This is a genomic window from Bacillus sanguinis (assembly GCF_018332475.1).
Classification (GTDB): domain Bacteria; phylum Bacillota; class Bacilli; order Bacillales; family Bacillaceae_G; genus Bacillus_A; species Bacillus_A sanguinis.
In genome coordinates this window covers 16,545-35,022 of the sequence record NZ_BOQB01000028.1, presented here as the reverse complement: position 1 = coordinate 35,022, position 18,478 = coordinate 16,545, and the positions used below count along the sequence as shown (strand labels likewise).

Below are 18,478 nucleotides of genomic sequence, written 5' to 3'. Positions count from 1 at the left end.
CCACCCAATCCATGCTTAACTCATTATTTAGTTTTAAATCGTAACATCACGTAAGCATTGAATAGCGCAGAAGCAACTTAAATCAACAGTAAGGCAAGTGTTAGTCGATATCAATCGTGCATTTGGTACAGCTAAAAACGTACAAATTGGATCATTATCAGGTGGTACAGGAGAAGTATCACCTAATACTACAGTTAATACACGCAATACAGCGCAATCATCATCATCGATACTCTCGACACGGAAAATTGGAGATCGGCAGCTAGAAAGGCTCGCAGTTGGTGCAAATGCTTCAAAAGGTTCTCCAGTTTTTGTGTATAAAATAAAAGGACGTGTATTAGCTACGGATGCACTATTATGTGCCCCTAAAAATGGAACTTCGCAACCAGATCCACATGTTGTGGTTGCACATTCTTGTAATTCATGTATAAAACGAACGACATTTGATACACAGTTGAAATCACAATCGTGATGATGATGATGGTCTTCGTTACAATTGCAGCTCATTATGTTCACTCCTTATCGTGAGTTCTGACATACACTATTACAATATGAACGGGATATGGTTGATATTACGTTAATTCGTATGATAAAAACAAGGAATTTATATAGTAGGGATGTACATAATGCAATATAAAAAAAAGACATCCTTATTTAGTGGATGTCTTTTCAGGTAAATCTTTTCGCGCAGTATATAAAAAACGAGAGATATCTAATTTTTTTCCTCTAAAAAATTGCGGAGAGGATATATAAAGTTCTTCTTTTGCACGTGTAATTGCGACATAAAGTAGTCGGCGTTCTTCCTCTAAAGCTTCAGAAGTCTCTGTAACACGATCATTGGCATCTTTTAAAGAAGAAGTATGGGGTAGAATACCATCGCTCGCTCCAAGTAAAAAGACGCATGGAAATTCAAGACCTTTTGCGTTATGAATAGACATAAGCGAAACAGCATTTTTTTCCGGCATTGTTTTTAATGCTTCCATTTCTTTTTGACCTTGAATTGCTTCATCAATAAATTGTAAGTATGCTGGAATATCGGTGAAACGAGTTGCTGACTCCATTAATTCTTCTAACATTTCTTCTTGTATATCTTTATGCATCGTAAAGGAAGAGCGATCATTACTTTGTAAGTACTCTAAATACTTTCCTTTACCATGAATAATTTCTTTTAATGCTTTTTTCGGTTCTAATTCTTTTATAAATTTAATAAAATCGATACGCTCATTTACCTTTTTCACTTGAAAAGGTTTTAAGCTCGGATTTAATAATAAGAAATGAAGAAGGGAAGGGAAACGGCCCTCACCATATTTCCATTGTTCACGTTCAATAAATGAAATACAATCATCACGCCCAATATACATCGTTGGCAATATATTTGAAAGTGATTCTAGTCGAAACGGTTCAATTACCAGTCTAAAATGATCTAATACAGGCTTAATTAAAGAATGTTCATAAAATGATTGGCTCGCCCCGTGCTTAATAAACGGGATTTTGTGAATGGTAAGCTGATCAAGTAACGAACGGCTTACAGAATGCGTGCGATACAGTAAACAAAAATCTTTAAAGTTACGTTCGCCGCTATCTACTTTTTCTTGAATGAGCTGCAAAATTTGATTTGCTTCATCAAGAGTCGTAGCAGGTCTTGCGTAAAAAGGTTGTACACCTTCTTCGCGCACAGAATATAGCTCTTTATCAAAACGCTCTTGATTTAGTTTGATAACTTCATTTCCAAGTCCGACGATAAAAGGATTGGATCGATAATTCGTATTAAGTGCGATAATCGTAGTGTTATCAAATTCTTTTGGAAAAGATAAAATAATTTGATGACTTGCTCCTCGCCAGCCGTATATCGCCTGATCGTCATCACCTGCGATAAACAAATTATTTCTTGGCGAAGCTAACAATTTTACAATTTCATATTGTGCATACGATGTATCTTGAAACTCATCTACTTCAATATAGTGGAAACGTTGCTGTAATTGGGTAAGCAAAGGAGCGTTATTTTCTAACATATAATATGTTTCTAATAGGATGTCATCGAAATCAATATAATTATATCGTTGTTTTACTTCTTCAAAACGCTCGTATACTTCTTTAAATTCTTGTTCAACGGGTGTTTTTGCTTTTACATCTTTCGGACGATTCAATTTGTTTTTCTCAAGTGAAATCATAGCGAGCATCGTTTCGGCATCATAATCGTCTTTTAAGCGTAACTCTTTTAAAATTTTCTTTATCATAATTTGCTTATGTTTTTCGTTTGCTAAAATTTGCTGATTATATCCTTGACTACGAAGCAATTTTAAAAAGACAGAGTGGAATGTACCAGCAACAACGTAGCTACTTGCTGCACGATTCATACCTGGTAAATTCGCTACACGATTTCGGATTTCTTCAGCTGCTTTTTGTGTAAATGTAAGTAATAAAATATTGCGCGGATGAACTTGTTTTACATTTACTAAATAACCTACGCGAGTTGTTAAAACAGACGTTTTCCCACTTCCGGCACCAGCTAATGTAAGGACAGGGCCTTCTGTCGTTCGCACGGCTTCTAATTGTTTTTCATTTAAAAATACATTTTGTTGCTCGAGAGCGCGGAAATACGCTGCATCTGCATCTTCTTCCATAATTAAATGGGTAGATGTTTTCGGAATATGATATGTTGCACGCGGAATATCAGCGTGCGTTAATGATTTTTGTGAAAATTTTTCTTGTGTCATATATTCACCTTCAAAACTATAGCATCAACATTTAACTTTAGCGGAAGAAAAAGAAAATAGCAATGTAAAAAACAGGAGGGGGATACCTCCTGTTTTCAAATTACAATTCTTTTATCATAACGATGTGAGGAATATTTGCTTCCATGAATACATTAGAATTCGTTACATATCCAAGTTTCTTATAGAAATCTTCAGCATGTGTTTGGGCATGCAGCTTTAATTTTGGTAGCGAGTTTTCCTTCGCATACGCTTCAAGTGCATCCATAACAATTTTTCCAATGCCTTTTTTACGATGGGAAGCTAGTACGCAAATGCGTTCCATTTTTCCTATTCCATCCAGTATGCGAAAACGACCGGCACCAACTGGAATATCATTATCATATATAACAACGTGTGTTGAAGTTTCTTCAAACTCATCATACTCTTCTTCAGCAGAAACTTGTTGTTCATTCACAAATACTTGCTTACGTACAGAGAATGCGTCTCTTAGTTGTTTGTCCGTTTGTACGATCTGTGCGTGCAAATTAGTTGTGCCCCTTTCCAAGGTGGAATGTTTCGTGTACAGTCCATGTTCCATTTTCTAATTGATATAGAAGATGGAAGCGATCAATTGGTTGTTCATAATAGAAATCTTTCATACGTAATCGACCTAATACATCAGCATGTTCTGCATCTGATAAGCCTTGTCCGATTGTTAAATGAGGTACGAAAGCATATTCGCGTTCTTGTGTAAAGAATTCACTATGCATTTCTTCATTTAAGAAAGTAAGTTCAGGTGTTTTTTCTACTTTAAAATAAAGAACATTATTAACAGGTGCGAATGAACCAACTTTTCCGACGTGAAGGGTGAAAGGGTTCGTTTTACTTGCGATTGTATGTAACTCGTTTACAATCGATTCTAATTGTTCATCTTGCGTTTCAAAGGGTGTTTTCAATGTAATGTGTGGCGGAACTAATGCGTAGTGCGGATCATAACGCTTACGCAATCCGTTCGCTTTATCTTGAATCATTTTAGATGGAAAAATTACAATGCCTAATTTCATGTTCCAATTCCTCCCTTTGTAAGTCTAGTTAGATTTTGAGAAAATAACTCTCTTAATCCATTATATCAAATTATTCTGAATACTGCTCTTTATTATTTCATTGATAGAATATGAGAGAAAGCTTTTGGTAAATCCGTTTGCCAATATTTCCACGTATGGTTACCTGCAAACTCCTCGTAATGCGTGATGAAATTTCTATCTGTCAGAAGCGTATTGAGCTCACGGTTCGGCCCTACAAAATCAGATACTTGTCCATCCGTGCGCTTTACAGCAGTTTCTTCTGTCCCAATGACGTGATAAAGGTCTAGCACCTCCGGATTTTTAAAGTCTTTTGCTAAGTTCATCACTGTTTCATCCACAAATGGTGATTGCATAACGACTTTACCGAATGTATGCGGATACATAAGTGCAGTCATGAAGGAAACTGTTCCGCCAAGAGAATCACCAATTAACACACGACCTTTTCCCATTTGGTATGTTGGATAATTTTCATCGATATATGGTGCAAGCTCATGAGCAAGGAAACGAATATATGCAGCGTTTTTCACTTCGTTTGGGAAATATTTTTCTTTACGATCGTGTACATTTTTATATGGAATACCGACAATAATTGTACGGTCAATTTCTTCAGTTTCACGAAGGCGCTCAATTACACGGTGTGCTTTACCGAGCTGAAAATAATCTCTACCATCTTGTGCAATTACAACTGTATGTTTGTGCAGTGGTGTGTAATTTACTGGTAAGTAAACGAGAAGTGTAACATCTTCCTGAAGTGATGCGCTATAAAATGAAATTTCTTCAATTCTCCCGATTGTTTGATTCATGTAGATCCCCCTAAATAAAAAATTTACTGTGATGATTGTAAGAGCGACGCTTGTAGTGAAAAAGAAAGAAATATTCACTAATAGGTGCTTTCGTTTCTATTTTACCATAATGGTAAGAAGAATCTAAAAAATTAGTATTTAAGTTATGAAAGAAAACGGATATAATGAAGTGGGATTTTTGACAGGTGAGAGGGGAGACGGAATTTGAAACAAGAAAGATCAATCGCACTACCATTAGCCATTTCCATTATAGCCATTTCATTCGCAGCAGTTTTTGTAAAGATGTCCTCAGCACCATCTTCCATATTAAGTATGTACCGATTATGGATTATCGTACTTATTATGCTGCCTATCGTTTGGAAAAAGAGGGAAGAGTTTAGTAAGATTCAAATAAAAGATTGGGGATTTTTAATTGGATCTGGTTTCTTTTTAGCACTTCATTTTCTATTATGGTTTGAATCTTTAAAGCATACGACAGTTGCGAGTTCGACGATTATTTTAGCGCTTCAACCAATCGTATCTTTAATTGGAGGTTTTTTCTTATTTAAAGAAAGAACAACGTACTCAGCTATTGCAACAATGGGAATTGCGATATTAGGCGTAATGTGTATTGGTTGGGGAGATTTAGGGCTAAGTGAACAAGCAATTTACGGAGATATATTATCCTTTTTAAGTGTAATAGCGGTTGTCGGTTATTTATTTATCGGGCAAACGACAGTAAAGAAAGTATCACATTGGATTTACAGCTTTACAGTCTTTGCATTCGCAGGTATCTTTATGGGAATTTATAATATAGTATTGCAAGTGCCTTTTACAGGTTATTCGAAGTGGGACTGGACCGTATTTCTTTTACTTGCGGTCGTACCGACAGTGTCACACGTCATTAATAATTGGTTATTAAACTACGTAAATGCAACAACAATTTCAATGAGTATTTTAGGGGAACCAGTTGGAGCATCTATACTAGCGTTCTTCTTACTCGGGGAAAGACTAAATGCAATGCAAATGATCGGTAGCATGCTCGTATTGTTTGGAGTATCTGTGTTCTTACTACAGCAACAAAAACGAACAGCAAAAGATGTGGTGAACGAACCTGTGTATACACAGGAATTATAAAGTTAGGGGAGAAAAGAGAAGTTGTGATGCTTCTCTTTTTGTTTTATAGAAATGCAGGTGAAGAAGGGGAGGGGAATGGAATTTTCATCTAAAAAAGATGTATGGTTATATCCGATTTTTTTCGTTGTCATTGGAGCATGTTTTGCTCCCCTATTTGCAGGTAGAGAATATTTTCTTTTATTTTTTACAATTCCATTAGCAATATTATTTATGTGGAGTTGGTTTTCCACAAAATACATCGTCGGAGAAGAAACAATTACAATTAGATCAGGTCTCGTTAAAAAGCGCATATTTATACGAGATATAAAACAAATTTCAAATACGAAAAATCCAGTAGCAGCTCATGCTTTATCATTTGATCGGCTTGAAATTGTTTACGGCGCACATCAAACAGAAATCATTTCTCCTAAAGATAAAGAGCAATTCATCAATTTCGTTACAAGTAAAAATTCACACATTGAAATGAAGTAAAAGAGTGGCTTCGTAGCCACTCTTTTACTTTGGGTTTGTCATATAAGGTTGTACATGAATCATACATAGGTCACGGAACTTTCCTTCAGCAGTTGTGACAATTACGACTGCTCTTCCCGCACTTTTTCCAGTAATCGTTACCGTATCACCTTTTGGATATATTGTGATAACATCAGCATTCATATTTGTCCAAATAAGTTCTGTATTCGTCGCTTGCATTGGCAAAACGGAAGCGGATAACTCAGTGCTTTGTCCAGCTCTTATTTTCAACTTATTTTTTTCCATATGAACACCGATGACTGAAATAACAGAAGGAGCGATTGAAATTTTAGGTGGATTAGGTTGTATGTTCAAACAAGACGCAGAAGTATTTGTAATAGGTGAAAATTTTCGTGTTTGTTGTTGCTGGAAAGCTGCTAACATATTGGAGTCCCCTTTCTGTATAAGTGCTGATAGTACTACTATAAAGGAGTAGTGTTACGCCAAATTTAACGAAACATAAAGAATTTGTTAAATTCGAGCAGAAGATTGTCGAACTTTGATAAAGTGAAACTTTAATCAGTGGGGGTTTTGTTCATCCCCCACTGATTATTAGTTGAACCAATCGGACTTTTACGTGCAGCCCGACCCTCGCCTAACTTCTTTGCTTTCCCTGAATTTTGAGGTGGGGGGGCTTACTGCACGTTAATGCGGGATAAAAAGAAAGCTCTGCTGATACGATAACAGCAGAGCTTTTCCTTTATATATTATGACTATGTTGTTTTTCGAAATTCTCAAATTGCTCTTCAACTTCTTTTGAAGGCTGTGTTAGTAAACTAACAATTACGATGGCTAGTAAACTAATAGCGAAACCTGGAATCATTTCATATAAGAAATCTTTTAAGAATTTGAATTGAGTCCATATAATAACAGTAGCGGCACCAGAAATCATACCGGCAAGTGCGCCCCACTTCGTCATACGTTTCCAATATAAGCTTAATAAAATAGCAGGCCCGAATGAAGAACCAAATCCAGCCCAAGCGTATCCAACAAGAGCTAAAATCGTATCATTTTGTTTAAACGCTAATGCGCACCCAACTAATGCAATAACAAGTACAGCCATACGACCGACAAATACAAGTTCTTTATCAGAAGCAGAACGTTTGAAGAATGTACGATATAAATCTTCTGTTATAGCACTAGAAGTAACGAGTAGCTGAGATGAGATTGTACTCATAATCGCTGCTAAAATAGCAGCTAATAAAAATCCAGTAATAAGTGGATGGAATAAAATTTTTCCTAGTTCAAGGAAAATTGTTTCTGGATTAGATAATGTTAACTCTTGTTGTGAGTAGTAAGCAATACCGATAAGACCAGTAAACATAGCTCCGACAACAGAGAAAATCATCCAGCTCATACCAATTCTTCGTGCGCTTTTAATTTCTTTTACAGAGGAAATTGCCATAAAGCGTACGATAATATGAGGTTGTCCAACATAACCAAGGCCCCATGCGAATAGAGAAATCATTCCTAAAGTAGAGGCACCTTTAAAAATATCTAAACGTGTTGGATCTACAGAACGAATGGTATCAAATGCAGGTCCAAGTCCGTTCGAATTCATAATTGTTACGATAGGAACAAGAATAAGAGCAATTACCATAATGATTCCTTGCACGAAGTCTGTCCAACTTACTGCTAAGAAACCACCAAATAATGTGTAAGCGACAACAACGCCAGCTACAATGAATAATCCAACGTGGTAGTTCATACCGAATGAATTTTCAAATAATACAGCGCCTGAAACAAGTCCTGAAGCTACATAAAAAGTAAAGAAAATCATAATAACAAGTCCAGATACTAAGCGTAGCATGTGAGATTTGTCTTGGAAGCGGTGTTCCAAAAATTCTGGAATAGTAATAGAGTTGTTTGCAATTTCTGAGTAGGTACGTAAGCGAGGAGCGACATAAAGCCAGTTTGCGTATGCGCCTAGTGTTAGGCCGATCGCAATCCAACTACTACTTAATCCAACGCTAAACATTGCACCGGGTAAGCCCATTAAAAGCCAACCACTCATATCGGATGCTCCAGCACTTAATGCTGTTACTGCGGGGCCTAGTGTACGCCCGCCAAGCATATAATCTGTTAAGTTGGACGTTCGTTTATAGGCGAAATAGCCAATGACTAACATCCCGAGCATGTAAATAGAGATAGAAGTTAAAGTTAACATCTGCGTACTCATGAAGTTCCCCTTCCTTTTGTCATGTCTTTTGATGCGTTATGCATATTTATAATCTATCATGATTATTCTGAAAAATCCATACAAAAATATGAATTTTCAGAAATGTAAGCGTTTTTTGATATCATTTTACTTTTTTAATATATAATATTCATACAAAAAACCTTATTTTTAATAGAGTATTTATTATATTTACATAAAAAGAGGTTGTTTTGTCAATATAATATTGAAAGGAGAGAAAAATAAAATTCTTTTAAAAGTATTGACTTATGAAAAAAGTTAGGTCTATAATGAGTGCAACTTAAAAAAATGCAAGCGTTGATGAAGAAGAGTACACATGATGAACATGTCAGAGAGCTGATGGTTGGTGCGAATCAGTATGGGATTAATGTGGAATGGGCTTCGGAGCTTCCAAACCGAAACGAAAGAAGTAGGCTTTGGCGACATGATCTCATCGATACAAGAGACACGTATTGTTTTTGATACGGTAAAGTGCGTTACATTTGTAACGAATTAAGGTGGCACCACGGGAGTACCCGTCCTTTCTATAGGATGAGTACTCCCTTTTTGTGTACAAAAAATTAAATAAATGAAATCGTTTAAGTAAGAAGAGTACGTATATTGGAGACGTTACAGAGAGCCGGGAATAGGTGGGAGCCCGGTGCGGTGCCATATACGGAATGGGCTTACGAGAGGTATGCTGAACAATTATTTTCAGTAGGCAACCCGGGTTCCGCCGTTACAAGGATAAGGTATATATTTTGTACCTGAATAAAGCGGGATGCTTTTGCGTCCAACATGAGGTGGTACCACGGTAAATTTATCGTCCTCTACATATTTTCGATATGTAGGGGACTTTTTTATTTTTCAGATTGAGGTGAAAAGCATGATGACAAAAGAGGAATTTATGAAGCAAAAAGAAGAGGGAAGAGCATTTTTAGTAATCGCTGAAGAAGAAGGAGATAGCATTACGCCAATTTCTTTATATAGACGTATGAAAGGTAAAAAGAAATTTTTATTAGAAAGTTCGCAGCTTCATCAAGATAAAGGACGCTATTCTTACTTAGGGTGTAATCCATATGGTGAAGTGAAAAGTGTTGGTACGGAAGTGGAACGAACCATTTACGGCAAGGCAGAAAAGTTGCAAGGTAACGTACTACAAGTGTTAGAAGAAGAAACCCGGTCAGCTCAAGTAGACAGTCCATTCCCGTTTTGCGGAGGAGCAGTTGGTTATATTGGCTATGACGTCATTCGGCAATATGAAAATATTGGAGCAGATTTACACGATCCATTGAATATTCCAGAAGTACACCTTTTACTATATCGTGAGTTTATCGTTTACGATCATTTACGCCAAAAGTTGTCGTTTGTATATGTATGCAGGGAAGATGATTCAGCAGATTATGAAGAAGTATATGAAAGGTTGCAAGTATACAAAGAGGAAGTGTTACAGGGAGAAGAAGCGGAAGTAACTGAAATAAGATCAACATTATCATTCACTTCTTCTATAACGGAAAAAGAATTTTGCGCGATGGTAGAAATGGCGAAAGAACATATTCGGTCCGGGGACATATTCCAAGTTGTATTATCCCAGCGTTTGCAAAGTGAATGTATTGGAGATCCATTCGCGTTATATCGAAAACTTCGAATTGCCAATCCATCACCATATATGTTCTATATCGATTTTCAAGATTATGTTGTACTCGGTTCTTCGCCGGAAAGTTTGTTATCGGTAAGAGAGGATAAAGTGATGACGAATCCAATTGCTGGTACGAGGCCGAGAGGGAAAACGAAGCAGGAAGATGCGGAAATTGAAAAAGAACTGTTAGAAAATGAGAAAGAACGAGCGGAGCATATGATGCTTGTGGATCTGGGAAGAAATGATATTGGCAGAGTAAGTGAGATTGGCTCCGTGACGATAGATAAATATATGAAAGTAGAAAAATACTCTCACGTTATGCACATTGTATCTGAAGTTTACGGAACATTGCGAAAACAAATGAGTGGATTTGATGCATTAGCGTATTGTTTACCGGCAGGAACAGTGTCAGGCGCTCCGAAAATTAGAGCGATGGAAATTATAAATGAGCTAGAGAATGAAAAAAGAAATGTATACGCCGGAGCAGTTGGATACGTTAGTTTTTCAGGAAATCTTGATATGGCGCTCGCGATTAGAACGATGGTTGTAAAGGATGAAAAAGCATACGTTCAGGCAGGAGCGGGAATTGTTTATGATTCAGACCCAGTTGCTGAATATGAAGAAACGTTAAATAAAGCGAGAGCGCTTTTGGAGGTAATGAAATGATTGTACTAATTGATAATTACGATTCATTCACATATAACTTGTATCAACTGTTAGGTGAATATGAAGAAGATATTGTTGTCGTAAGAAATGATCAAATAACGATAGAACAATTAGAAGAAATGAAGCCGAAAGGAATTGTACTTTCACCAGGACCAGGAAAACCAGAGGATGCTGGCATTTGTATCGAAGTAATTCGTCATTTTTATAAGAACGTTCCCATATTAGGTATTTGCCTTGGTCATCAAGCGATTATATCAGCATTTGGAGGAGAGATTGTTAGAGCAGAGCGCATTAAACATGGAAAAACATCACGTGTGAAACATAACGGAACGTCAATCTTTTCATACGTGACACAGCCGTTAACAGCGATGCGTTACCATTCTCTTGTTGCAGCGCAAACGAGCTTGCCACAGTGTTTTGACATACTAGCGACAGCGATGGACGATGGAGAAATTATGGCAGTTCGTCACAATTATTATCCGCTATTCGGATTACAGTTTCATCCGGAGTCAATCGCAACAGAAGAAGGCGGAAAGTTAATACGTGCCTTTTTAACAGAAGTGAAGGAGGAGGAAAGGGTATGAATAACTATCTTCGTAAATTAGTGGAGGGACAACATTTAACAGAAGAGGAAATGTATAGAGCAGGGCTTCTTTTATTAAATGAAAACATATTGGAAAGTGAAATTGCAGCTTTCTTAGTCTTACTGAAAGCGAAAGGTGAAACAGCAGAAGAAATATACGGCCTCGTTCGAGCTCTTCGCGAAAAGGCATTACCGTTTTCGAACCATATACAAGGAGCAATGGACAATTGCGGAACGGGTGGTGACGGTGCACAAACGTTTAATATTAGTACAACATCGGCATTTGTACTGGCAGGAGCTGGCGTAAAGGTTGCAAAACACGGTAACCGTGCTGTATCTAGTAAAACAGGAAGTGCAGATTTATTAGAAGAACTCGGTGTAAATATTAGCAGTACACCAAACGAAATTGATTATTTATTAGAGAATGTCGGCATTGCATTTTTATTCGCACCAGCTATGCATCCAGCACTAAGGCGCATTATGAAAATAAGAAAAGAATTAAATGTGCCGACGATCTTTAATTTAATTGGTCCTTTAACAAATCCGGTGAATTTAGAAACACAATTTGTCGGCATTTATAAACGAGATATGTTACTACCAGTTGCGCAAGTACTACAGAAACTAGGAAGAAAACAAGCACTTGTCGTAAACGGAAGTGGATTTTTAGATGAAGCATCATTGCAAGGAGAAAATCATGTTGTCATTTTAAAAGATAATGAAATAGTAGAAACGAGTATTGAACCTGAGAAATATGGTTTCTCAATAGTGAAAAACGAAGAAATCAGAGGAGGAAATTCGAAAGAAAATGCAAAAATTACGCTCGGCGTATTAAGCGGAGAAAAGAGTGTCTACCGCGATACTGTTTTATTAAATGCAGGTCTAGCTCTTTTCGCAAATGGAAAAGCAGAAACGATTGAAGAAGGAATTACACTAGCGGCACATAGTATTGACTCTGGAGAAGCATTAGCCAAACTAAACTTATTAATTGCAGCAAGTAATGAAAAATTAGAAAGGGTGAATTAAAGTGGGGACGATTTTAGACAAAATTGTAGACCAAAAGAAAAAGGAAGTTGCGGCATTATATGAAACGTATACACCATTAAAAGAAAGTAGAAAGACACATTCACTTGTAGAAGCATTACAGCAGTTTACTGTGATTGCAGAAGTAAAGCGAGCATCACCATCAAAAGGAGATATCAATTTACACGTTGATGTACGAAAACAAGTGAAAACATATGAAGAGTGCGGTGCAGGAGCAGTTTCGGTTTTAACAGACGGTCAATTTTTTAAAGGATCGTTTCATGATTTACAAACGGCAAGAGAAGAAAGTAACATTCCGCTTTTATGTAAAGATTTCATAATCGATACGATTCAAATTGATAGGGCGTATGAAGCTGGGACAGATATTATTTTATTAATTGTAGCCGCGTTAACGAAAGAGAAGTTACAAGAGCTATATAACTACGTACTAGAAAAAGGATTAGAAGCAATTGTTGAAGTTCATGATGAACAGGAATTAGAAATTGCAATTCAATTAAACCCGCACGTTATCGGTATTAACAATCGTAATTTAAAAACGTTTGAAGTGGATTTAAGCCAAACGGAAAAGCTCGGGAAACGATTGAACGAGGAGAAATTACTTTGGATTAGTGAGAGCGGGATTCATTCAAAAGAAGACATTATGCGCGTTAAACGAGCTGGGGCAAAAGGTGTATTAGTTGGAGAAGCACTTATGACATCGTCTTCTATTCGTACCTTTTTTGAAGATTGTAAGGTGAACATATGAAAGTGAAAATTTGTGGGATCACTGATATGGAAACAGCAAAACATGCTTGTGAATACGGAGCAGATGCACTCGGATTTGTTTTTGCAGAAAGTAAACGGAAAATTACTCCAGAGCTAGCGAAAGAAATCATTCAGGAGCTTCCAGAAAACGTGTTAAAGGTCGGTATTTTCGTAAATGAATCAGTAGAAGGCATCCAGAAAATTGCAGAGGAATGCGGGTTAACACACGTGCAATTACATGGTGATGAAGATAATCATCAAATCAGAAGATTGAATATTCCGTCTATAAAATCACTCGGAGTAACTTCAGAGAGTGACATGAAAAATGCTCAAACATATGAAACGGACTATATATTATTTGATAGCCCGAAGGAAAAGTTTCATGGAGGAAATGGAAAGACATTTTCTTGGGAGTTACTTGCGCATATGCCAAAAGAATTACGAGAGAAAACGATATTAGCTGGCGGATTAAACACTCTTAATATAGAAGAAGCAATTCGAACTGTTCGGCCATATATGGTTGATGTGAGCAGCGGAGTAGAGACAGAAGGAAAGAAAGATGTAGAGAAAATAAAACAATTTATTAAAAAAGTGAAGGAGTGTTCCAAATGAATTACGCATATCCAGATGAAAAAGGTCACTACGGTATATACGGAGGAAGATACGTTCCAGAAACGTTAATGCAATCTGTATTAGAACTAGAAGAAGCATATAAAGAAGCAATGCAAGATGAAGCCTTTCAAAAGGAATTAAATCATTATTTAAAAACGTACGTCGGAAGAGAAACACCGCTATATTATGCTGAAAATATGACGAAGTATTGCGGTGGTGCAAAGATTTATTTAAAACGTGAAGATTTGAACCATACAGGAGCTCATAAAATTAACAATACAATCGGTCAGGCACTTCTTGCAGTACGAATGGGCAAGAAAAAAGTTGTCGCTGAAACAGGAGCAGGACAACACGGAGTCGCAACAGCTACTGTATGTGCCCTTCTCGGATTAGAATGCGTCATCTTTATGGGAGAAGAAGATGTGAGACGTCAAAAATTAAACGTGTTCCGAATGGAATTACTCGGAGCGAAAGTAGAAAGTGTAGCGGCAGGTAGCGGTACATTAAAAGATGCGGTAAACGAGGCGCTTCGTTACTGGGTTTCACATGTGCATGATACGCACTACATTATGGGATCTGTTCTCGGACCACATCCATTTCCGCAAATTGTTCGTGATTTCCAAAGTGTAATTGGGAATGAGACGAAGAAACAATATGAAGAATTAGAAGGAAAGTTACCAGAAGCAGTCGTTGCTTGTATTGGTGGTGGTAGTAATGCGATGGGTATGTTTTATCCATTCGTACACGATGAAGAAGTCGCTCTTTACGGCGTAGAAGCAGCAGGAAAAGGCGTTCATACAGAGAAGCATGCAGCGACTTTAACGAAAGGAAGCGTCGGCGTTTTACACGGATCGATGATGTATCTTCTACAAAATGAAGAAGGACAAATTCAAGAAGCGCACTCTATTTCAGCGGGACTTGATTATCCGGGTGTGGGGCCAGAACATAGCTTGCTCAAAGATATTGGCCGCGTTTCTTATCATTCCATTACTGATGATGAAGCGTTAGAAGCATTTCAATTATTAACGAAAAAAGAAGGGATTATCCCGGCGCTAGAAAGCTCGCATGCTGTCGCATACGCATTAAAATTAGCGCCGCAAATGAAGAAGGACGAAGGGCTTGTCATTTGTTTATCTGGCCGCGGTGATAAAGATGTAGAGAGTATAAAACGTTATATGGAAGAGGTGTAAAAAATGGGAGTAGAAAAAATTACAGCAGCGTTTGAAAATGATAAGAAAGCATTTATTCCGTACGTAATGGGCGGAGATGGTGGCCTTGAAAAATTAAAAGAAAGAATTCGTTTTCTAGACGAAGCAGGAGCAAGCATCGTTGAAATTGGTATCCCGTTTTCGGATCCAGTCGCAGACGGCCCGACGATTCAAAGAGCAGGGAAACGAGCGCTAGATAGCGGTGTAACAATAAAAGGCATTTTTCAAGCATTAATAGAGGTAAGGAAAGAAGTGCAAATTCCGTTTGTACTCATGACATATTTAAATCCAGTACTTGCATTCGGGAAAGAACGATTCATCGAAAACTGTATAGAAGCAGGGGTAGACGGTATGATCGTTCCGGATTTACCGTATGAAGAACAAGACATTATTGCTCCGCTCCTTCGAGAGGCAAATATCGCTTTAATTCCACTCGTTACCGTAACGAGCCCAATTGAGCGAATTGAAAAAATTACGAGGGAATCAGAAGGATTTGTCTACGCTGTTACAGTAGCGGGCGTAACAGGAGTACGTCAAAACTTTAAAGATGAGATTCATAGTTACTTAGAAAAAGTAAAATCGCATACGCATTTACCGGTAGTGGCGGGGTTCGGTATTTCAACGAAGGAACATGTAGAAGAAATGATTACAATATGTGACGGAGTCGTCGTTGGAAGTAAAGTGATTGAGCTGTTAGAAAATGAAAAGCGAGAAGAAATATGTGAATTCATACAGGCAACAAAACAAAAAGAAGAGGCGTAAGTCTCTTCTTTTTGTTTTGTGTAATAAATGTTAAAATATACAGAAAATACATATAATTTAGAGGGTGTGAAAGCATGCTAAGACGGAAACTACTATATCTTCTTTTAACTGTACCACTATACGCTTGGCTCATTAGCATGACGAAAATAGAGGTGATGGCTCTATTTTTAGGATATGTATTCATCTTTTCCAACTTAAATCGTATCCAAGAACAATCTATTTTAGAAATATGTATATTTTCGATTAGTATAGAACTATTTAGTATCGTTTCGATTGTATTATTAAACGAATTATTTCGCTGGATCCATTCATTTGAATTAATGAAGTTTGGAAATGTTGTATTGCAAGTAATATGTGCTTATATTGTGTTTGTTGTGTTAGACAAAATAATTAGGCAGCAGACAGTTTTTCAGGATAATAGAAAATGGGAGTGATCCAAAAAAGAGCCAAACGGCTCTTTTTTTAAACTGTTGTAAAAACAATTGAAAATTATGACATCTGTTATATAATAGTTAAAAATTGTATTTTAAATGAAATGAGATGATAACATGGCCATATTGTTGGCACTTATCCCAATTATGATGATTTTCATTTGTTTATTTTTATTTAAACAAACGTCATTACGGTCTTCTTTAATTGCTTACGTTGTGTCTGTTGGAATCGTTTTACTCTCGCCAACGTTTCAATTAGGGATAAGTGAAACTGTGCACGCAACGATTAAAGGTTGGTTAATTTGTTTTATTGTCGGGTACGTTTTATTTTTCGGTATTTTTTTATTTCACCTCATGAACAAAATGGGGTATATCGATCAAGTAGCGCGTTTTCTCGAAGAAGTTACGCACGATCGTTTATTACAAATGCTTCTTATGTGTTTTGGTATTTGCCCACTAATTGAATCAGTAAGTGGATTCGGAATTGGTTTCATGGTTGCAGCACCTATTTTTCTTTCATTAGGCTATAAACCGTTTCAAGCTGTACTGCTCTCATTTATCGGCTTACTAGCTAGTTCATGGGGCGCAATGGCGACTGGTACGATTATCGGTTCGCAGCTTATCAATATGCCGCTTACAACACTTGGCACAAATACAGCACTATTAAGCATTCCGATGTTTGCCTATTTCGTCATTCTGTCTTTACACGTTGTTGGTGGCTGGCAGGCCGTGATTGAAAAGTGGAAAGAAGGATTCGGTTTCTTTCTATTATTCTCTCTCGGAATCTACCTTTCTAACGCATACGTAAGTGTTGAACTAGCAGGTATATTAAGTTCTATCGTTACCATTACATTTGGCTTTCTTATCATTAAATTAAAAGGGAAAAATGAACAAAGTCTAATGACAGAACATGCTGCGGCAACGGAAAGAGAAGTATCTATTATAAAAATTATTAGCCCTTATATATTTTTAACCGTTTGTATTTTACTTTCTCGCCTCGTACCAGCATTACATGATTTGTTCAGATCATATGCAGTCCTTGATTTGAAAACATACTCTTACAAGCTAGAAATGCTATATTCACCAGGATTTTGGCTCGGTATGACTTGCTTATTTACGATTATTTTCTTCCGTATACCATCTCATATTATTAAACAATCAATCTCGCAAACGATAAAACAATGGATTCCTTTTGCGATTACGACGACAATGTTTATCGCTATTTCAGAACTAATGGGTGCATCTGGCATGCATTCGTTACTGGCAAAAACAGCTGGTGACACATTTGGAACATTTTTCGTTTTTGTTGCTCCGTTTATCGGTGGTATCGGTGGCTTTTTAACAGGTAGTAATGCAGGATCAAATGCGATGTTTATAAAACTACAAATGCAAACCGCACAAAACGTAGCACTCCCGTGGCAATACGTCACAACACTGCAAAATACTGCATCATCAGTAGCGACAATTGCTTGCCCATCACGGATTACATTAGGTGCGTATTTATGTAACATCCCGTATCGTGAAAATGAACTATTAAAGAAGACGACATTAATGATTTTTGGTGCGGTGTTACTTGTAGTGGTAGAGGTTATTGTTTGGTATATGTTGAGAAATTAAAAATCCTCCTATATTTAGGAGGATTTTTTTTGTTACTGGATAATGCTTTAAATTATGTAAAGCTTCTACCTAAATGAATAGGAGATGAAATGTATGCCCTTAAAAAATTATGGTGTGTTAAAAGGTACCGTTATACAATCTAAGATCGGAAAAGGGAAAACTCCTCATTATCAAGTTCATTTACAAGGCGAAGCAGAAGTAGATTATCGCATTGCAATTAACGTGAAATCGCAAAGTTATCCGTCAGAAGTGTTATATTTTGCGAGCGACAATATTCGGTCAGAGGCGATTCATATTTTACCGATGTTACCGTTCGGTTTTACAGAAATAAAAAACAATGAACCGAAAGTAGCTTTAGACTATATAAGGGGTAATTTATTTGATTCGAAACAAATGATTCCTTTACCTGCTGAAAAAGCAGGAGTAGATAATGATTTAAATGAAAAAATAGAACGTTATATAAAACGAGCAATAGAAGAAAAAGCAACTATTTACGCGTTTGGTGAAAGATGGGGACCAGAAGAAAATATACCTGATTCTTACTTTCATTTCGAACCAGGAAACGGTATACACGATATTCATATGAATCAAGGGAATGTAGAGAAATGGAAAGGTGATAATGGTATATGGCAAGATGGAGGAATACTCATTCACTTTGAAAAGGAAGAAGAATGGATCGGTATCTTTCTTGCCTTTCAATCACAGTCGTGGTGTACCGATGAGGATGGACATGCTCGCGTGCCGGTTGAGCATTGTGATTATAAGAGGAATAACTGATGAGAAGAGGGC

19 protein-coding genes and 2 other annotated features are annotated in these 18,478 nt (G+C 37.0%); of the genes, 12 read left to right on the top strand and 7 right to left on the bottom strand.

Going from position 1 to position 18,478, the window contains the following annotated elements; translation table 11 throughout:
* Nucleotides 1-33: 33 nt before the first annotated feature.
* The 5 genes from cotY to KI369_RS04480 all read right to left on the bottom strand — a co-directional run bounded on the left by cotY (nt 34) and on the right by KI369_RS04480 (nt 4,584).
* Complete coding sequence (gene cotY, locus KI369_RS04500; protein ID WP_144524953.1) at nt 34-507, bottom strand: spore coat protein CotY; 474 nt, start codon at nt 505-507, stop codon at nt 34-36.
* Between the two features lie 143 nt (nt 508-650).
* Entirely contained in the window at nt 651-2,717 is a 2,067-nt protein-coding gene (locus tag KI369_RS04495) for an ATP-dependent helicase (protein ID WP_212955172.1), read from the bottom strand.
* Between the two features lie 100 nt (nt 2,718-2,817).
* Complete coding sequence (locus KI369_RS04490) at nt 2,818-3,240, bottom strand: GNAT family N-acetyltransferase (protein ID WP_212955171.1); 423 nt, start codon at nt 3,238-3,240, stop codon at nt 2,818-2,820.
* Between the two features lies 1 nt (nt 3,241).
* Complete coding sequence (locus tag KI369_RS04485; RefSeq protein WP_073517522.1) at nt 3,242-3,760, bottom strand: YjcG family protein; 519 nt, start codon at nt 3,758-3,760, stop codon at nt 3,242-3,244.
* Between the two features lie 92 nt (nt 3,761-3,852).
* Nucleotides 3,853-4,584: an alpha/beta hydrolase gene (locus KI369_RS04480; RefSeq protein WP_212955170.1), complete on the bottom strand. Its 732-nt coding sequence runs from the start codon at nt 4,582-4,584 to the stop codon at nt 3,853-3,855.
* Between the two features lie 204 nt (nt 4,585-4,788).
* On the opposite strand from KI369_RS04480, the gene KI369_RS04475 reads away from it, so the two are divergent.
* Nucleotides 4,789-5,700: a DMT family transporter gene (locus KI369_RS04475; RefSeq protein WP_212955169.1), complete on the top strand. Its 912-nt coding sequence runs from the start codon at nt 4,789-4,791 to the stop codon at nt 5,698-5,700.
* 75 nt (nt 5,701-5,775) lie between these two features.
* Nucleotides 5,776-6,171 carry a PH domain-containing protein gene (locus tag KI369_RS04470; RefSeq protein ID WP_212955168.1) on the top strand — a complete coding sequence of 132 codons (396 nt, stop codon included), beginning with the start codon at nt 5,776-5,778 and terminating at the stop codon, nt 6,169-6,171.
* 24 nt (nt 6,172-6,195) lie between these two features.
* Here KI369_RS04470 and KI369_RS04465 read toward each other — a convergent pair whose 3' ends face one another.
* Both KI369_RS04465 and putP read right to left on the bottom strand, forming a co-directional pair.
* Nucleotides 6,196-6,594: an Ig-like domain-containing protein gene (locus KI369_RS04465; protein WP_212955167.1), complete on the bottom strand. Its 399-nt coding sequence runs from the start codon at nt 6,592-6,594 to the stop codon at nt 6,196-6,198.
* A 316-nt stretch (nt 6,595-6,910) separates the two neighbouring features.
* A complete protein-coding gene (gene putP / locus KI369_RS04460; RefSeq protein ID WP_212955166.1) occupies nt 6,911-8,389 on the bottom strand; it encodes a sodium/proline symporter PutP in 1,479 nt (492 codons plus the stop codon).
* Between the two features lie 306 nt (nt 8,390-8,695).
* Nucleotides 8,696-8,933 (top strand) — a binding site (T-box leader).
* Between the two features lie 42 nt (nt 8,934-8,975).
* Nucleotides 8,976-9,220, top strand: a binding site (T-box leader).
* Between the two features lie 52 nt (nt 9,221-9,272).
* Between putP and trpE the strand changes: the two genes are divergently transcribed.
* The 10 genes from trpE to KI369_RS04410 all read left to right on the top strand — a co-directional run bounded on the left by trpE (nt 9,273) and on the right by KI369_RS04410 (nt 18,466).
* A complete protein-coding gene (trpE, locus tag KI369_RS04455; RefSeq protein ID WP_212955165.1) occupies nt 9,273-10,691 on the top strand; it encodes an anthranilate synthase component I in 1,419 nt (472 codons plus the stop codon).
* Nucleotides 10,688-11,275: an aminodeoxychorismate/anthranilate synthase component II gene (locus KI369_RS04450; protein WP_212955164.1), complete on the top strand. Its 588-nt coding sequence runs from the start codon at nt 10,688-10,690 to the stop codon at nt 11,273-11,275. The genes trpE and KI369_RS04450 overlap by 4 nt, the downstream gene beginning before the upstream one ends.
* Nucleotides 11,272-12,297, top strand: a complete 1,026-nt coding sequence (gene trpD, locus KI369_RS04445; RefSeq protein WP_212955163.1) for an anthranilate phosphoribosyltransferase — start codon at nt 11,272-11,274, stop codon at nt 12,295-12,297. The genes KI369_RS04450 and trpD overlap by 4 nt, the downstream gene beginning before the upstream one ends.
* 1 nt (nt 12,298) lies before the next feature.
* Nucleotides 12,299-13,060, top strand: a complete 762-nt coding sequence (gene trpC, locus KI369_RS04440) for an indole-3-glycerol phosphate synthase TrpC (protein WP_212955162.1) — start codon at nt 12,299-12,301, stop codon at nt 13,058-13,060.
* Entirely contained in the window at nt 13,057-13,671 is a 615-nt protein-coding gene (locus tag KI369_RS04435; protein ID WP_212955161.1) for a phosphoribosylanthranilate isomerase, read from the top strand. Before trpC ends, KI369_RS04435 begins: the two co-directional genes overlap by 4 nt.
* Complete coding sequence (gene trpB / locus KI369_RS04430) at nt 13,668-14,861, top strand: tryptophan synthase subunit beta (protein ID WP_212955160.1); 1,194 nt, start codon at nt 13,668-13,670, stop codon at nt 14,859-14,861. The genes KI369_RS04435 and trpB overlap by 4 nt, the downstream gene beginning before the upstream one ends.
* Nucleotides 14,862-14,864: 3 nt before the next feature.
* Nucleotides 14,865-15,641, top strand: coding sequence for a tryptophan synthase subunit alpha (gene trpA, locus KI369_RS04425; protein ID WP_212955159.1), 777 nt, complete (start codon nt 14,865-14,867; stop codon nt 15,639-15,641).
* A 74-nt stretch (nt 15,642-15,715) separates the two neighbouring features.
* A complete protein-coding gene (locus KI369_RS04420; RefSeq protein WP_212955158.1) occupies nt 15,716-16,075 on the top strand; it encodes a DUF4029 domain-containing protein in 360 nt (119 codons plus the stop codon).
* Between the two features lie 114 nt (nt 16,076-16,189).
* Nucleotides 16,190-17,689 (top strand): L-lactate permease, encoded by a 1,500-nt coding sequence (locus KI369_RS04415; protein ID WP_212955157.1) that lies wholly within the window; start codon nt 16,190-16,192, stop codon nt 17,687-17,689.
* A 93-nt stretch (nt 17,690-17,782) separates the two neighbouring features.
* Nucleotides 17,783-18,466: a DUF2278 family protein gene (locus tag KI369_RS04410; protein WP_212955156.1), complete on the top strand. Its 684-nt coding sequence runs from the start codon at nt 17,783-17,785 to the stop codon at nt 18,464-18,466.
* Nucleotides 18,467-18,478: the final 12 nt, after the last annotated feature.

Coding starts and splice junctions, on each gene's coding strand:
- cotY (WP_144524953.1), bottom strand. CDS start 507: ATGAGCTGCAATTGTAACGAAGACCATCATCATCATCACGATTGTGAT.
- KI369_RS04495 (WP_212955172.1), bottom strand. CDS start 2,717: ATGACACAAGAAAAATTTTCACAAAAATCATTAACGCACGCTGATATT.
- KI369_RS04485 (WP_073517522.1), bottom strand. CDS start 3,760: ATGAAATTAGGCATTGTAATTTTTCCATCTAAAATGATTCAAGATAAA.
- KI369_RS04480 (WP_212955170.1), bottom strand. CDS start 4,584: ATGAATCAAACAATCGGGAGAATTGAAGAAATTTCATTTTATAGCGCA.
- KI369_RS04470 (WP_212955168.1), top strand. CDS start 5,776: ATGGAATTTTCATCTAAAAAAGATGTATGGTTATATCCGATTTTTTTC.
- KI369_RS04465 (WP_212955167.1), bottom strand. CDS start 6,594: ATGTTAGCAGCTTTCCAGCAACAACAAACACGAAAATTTTCACCTATT.
- putP (WP_212955166.1), bottom strand. CDS start 8,389: ATGAGTACGCAGATGTTAACTTTAACTTCTATCTCTATTTACATGCTC.
- trpE (WP_212955165.1), top strand. CDS start 9,273: ATGATGACAAAAGAGGAATTTATGAAGCAAAAAGAAGAGGGAAGAGCA.
- KI369_RS04450 (WP_212955164.1), top strand. CDS start 10,688: ATGATTGTACTAATTGATAATTACGATTCATTCACATATAACTTGTAT.
- trpD (WP_212955163.1), top strand. CDS start 11,272: ATGAATAACTATCTTCGTAAATTAGTGGAGGGACAACATTTAACAGAA.
- KI369_RS04435 (WP_212955161.1), top strand. CDS start 13,057: ATGAAAGTGAAAATTTGTGGGATCACTGATATGGAAACAGCAAAACAT.
- trpB (WP_212955160.1), top strand. CDS start 13,668: ATGAATTACGCATATCCAGATGAAAAAGGTCACTACGGTATATACGGA.
- trpA (WP_212955159.1), top strand. CDS start 14,865: ATGGGAGTAGAAAAAATTACAGCAGCGTTTGAAAATGATAAGAAAGCA.
- KI369_RS04420 (WP_212955158.1), top strand. CDS start 15,716: ATGCTAAGACGGAAACTACTATATCTTCTTTTAACTGTACCACTATAC.
- KI369_RS04415 (WP_212955157.1), top strand. CDS start 16,190: ATGGCCATATTGTTGGCACTTATCCCAATTATGATGATTTTCATTTGT.
- KI369_RS04410 (WP_212955156.1), top strand. CDS start 17,783: ATGCCCTTAAAAAATTATGGTGTGTTAAAAGGTACCGTTATACAATCT.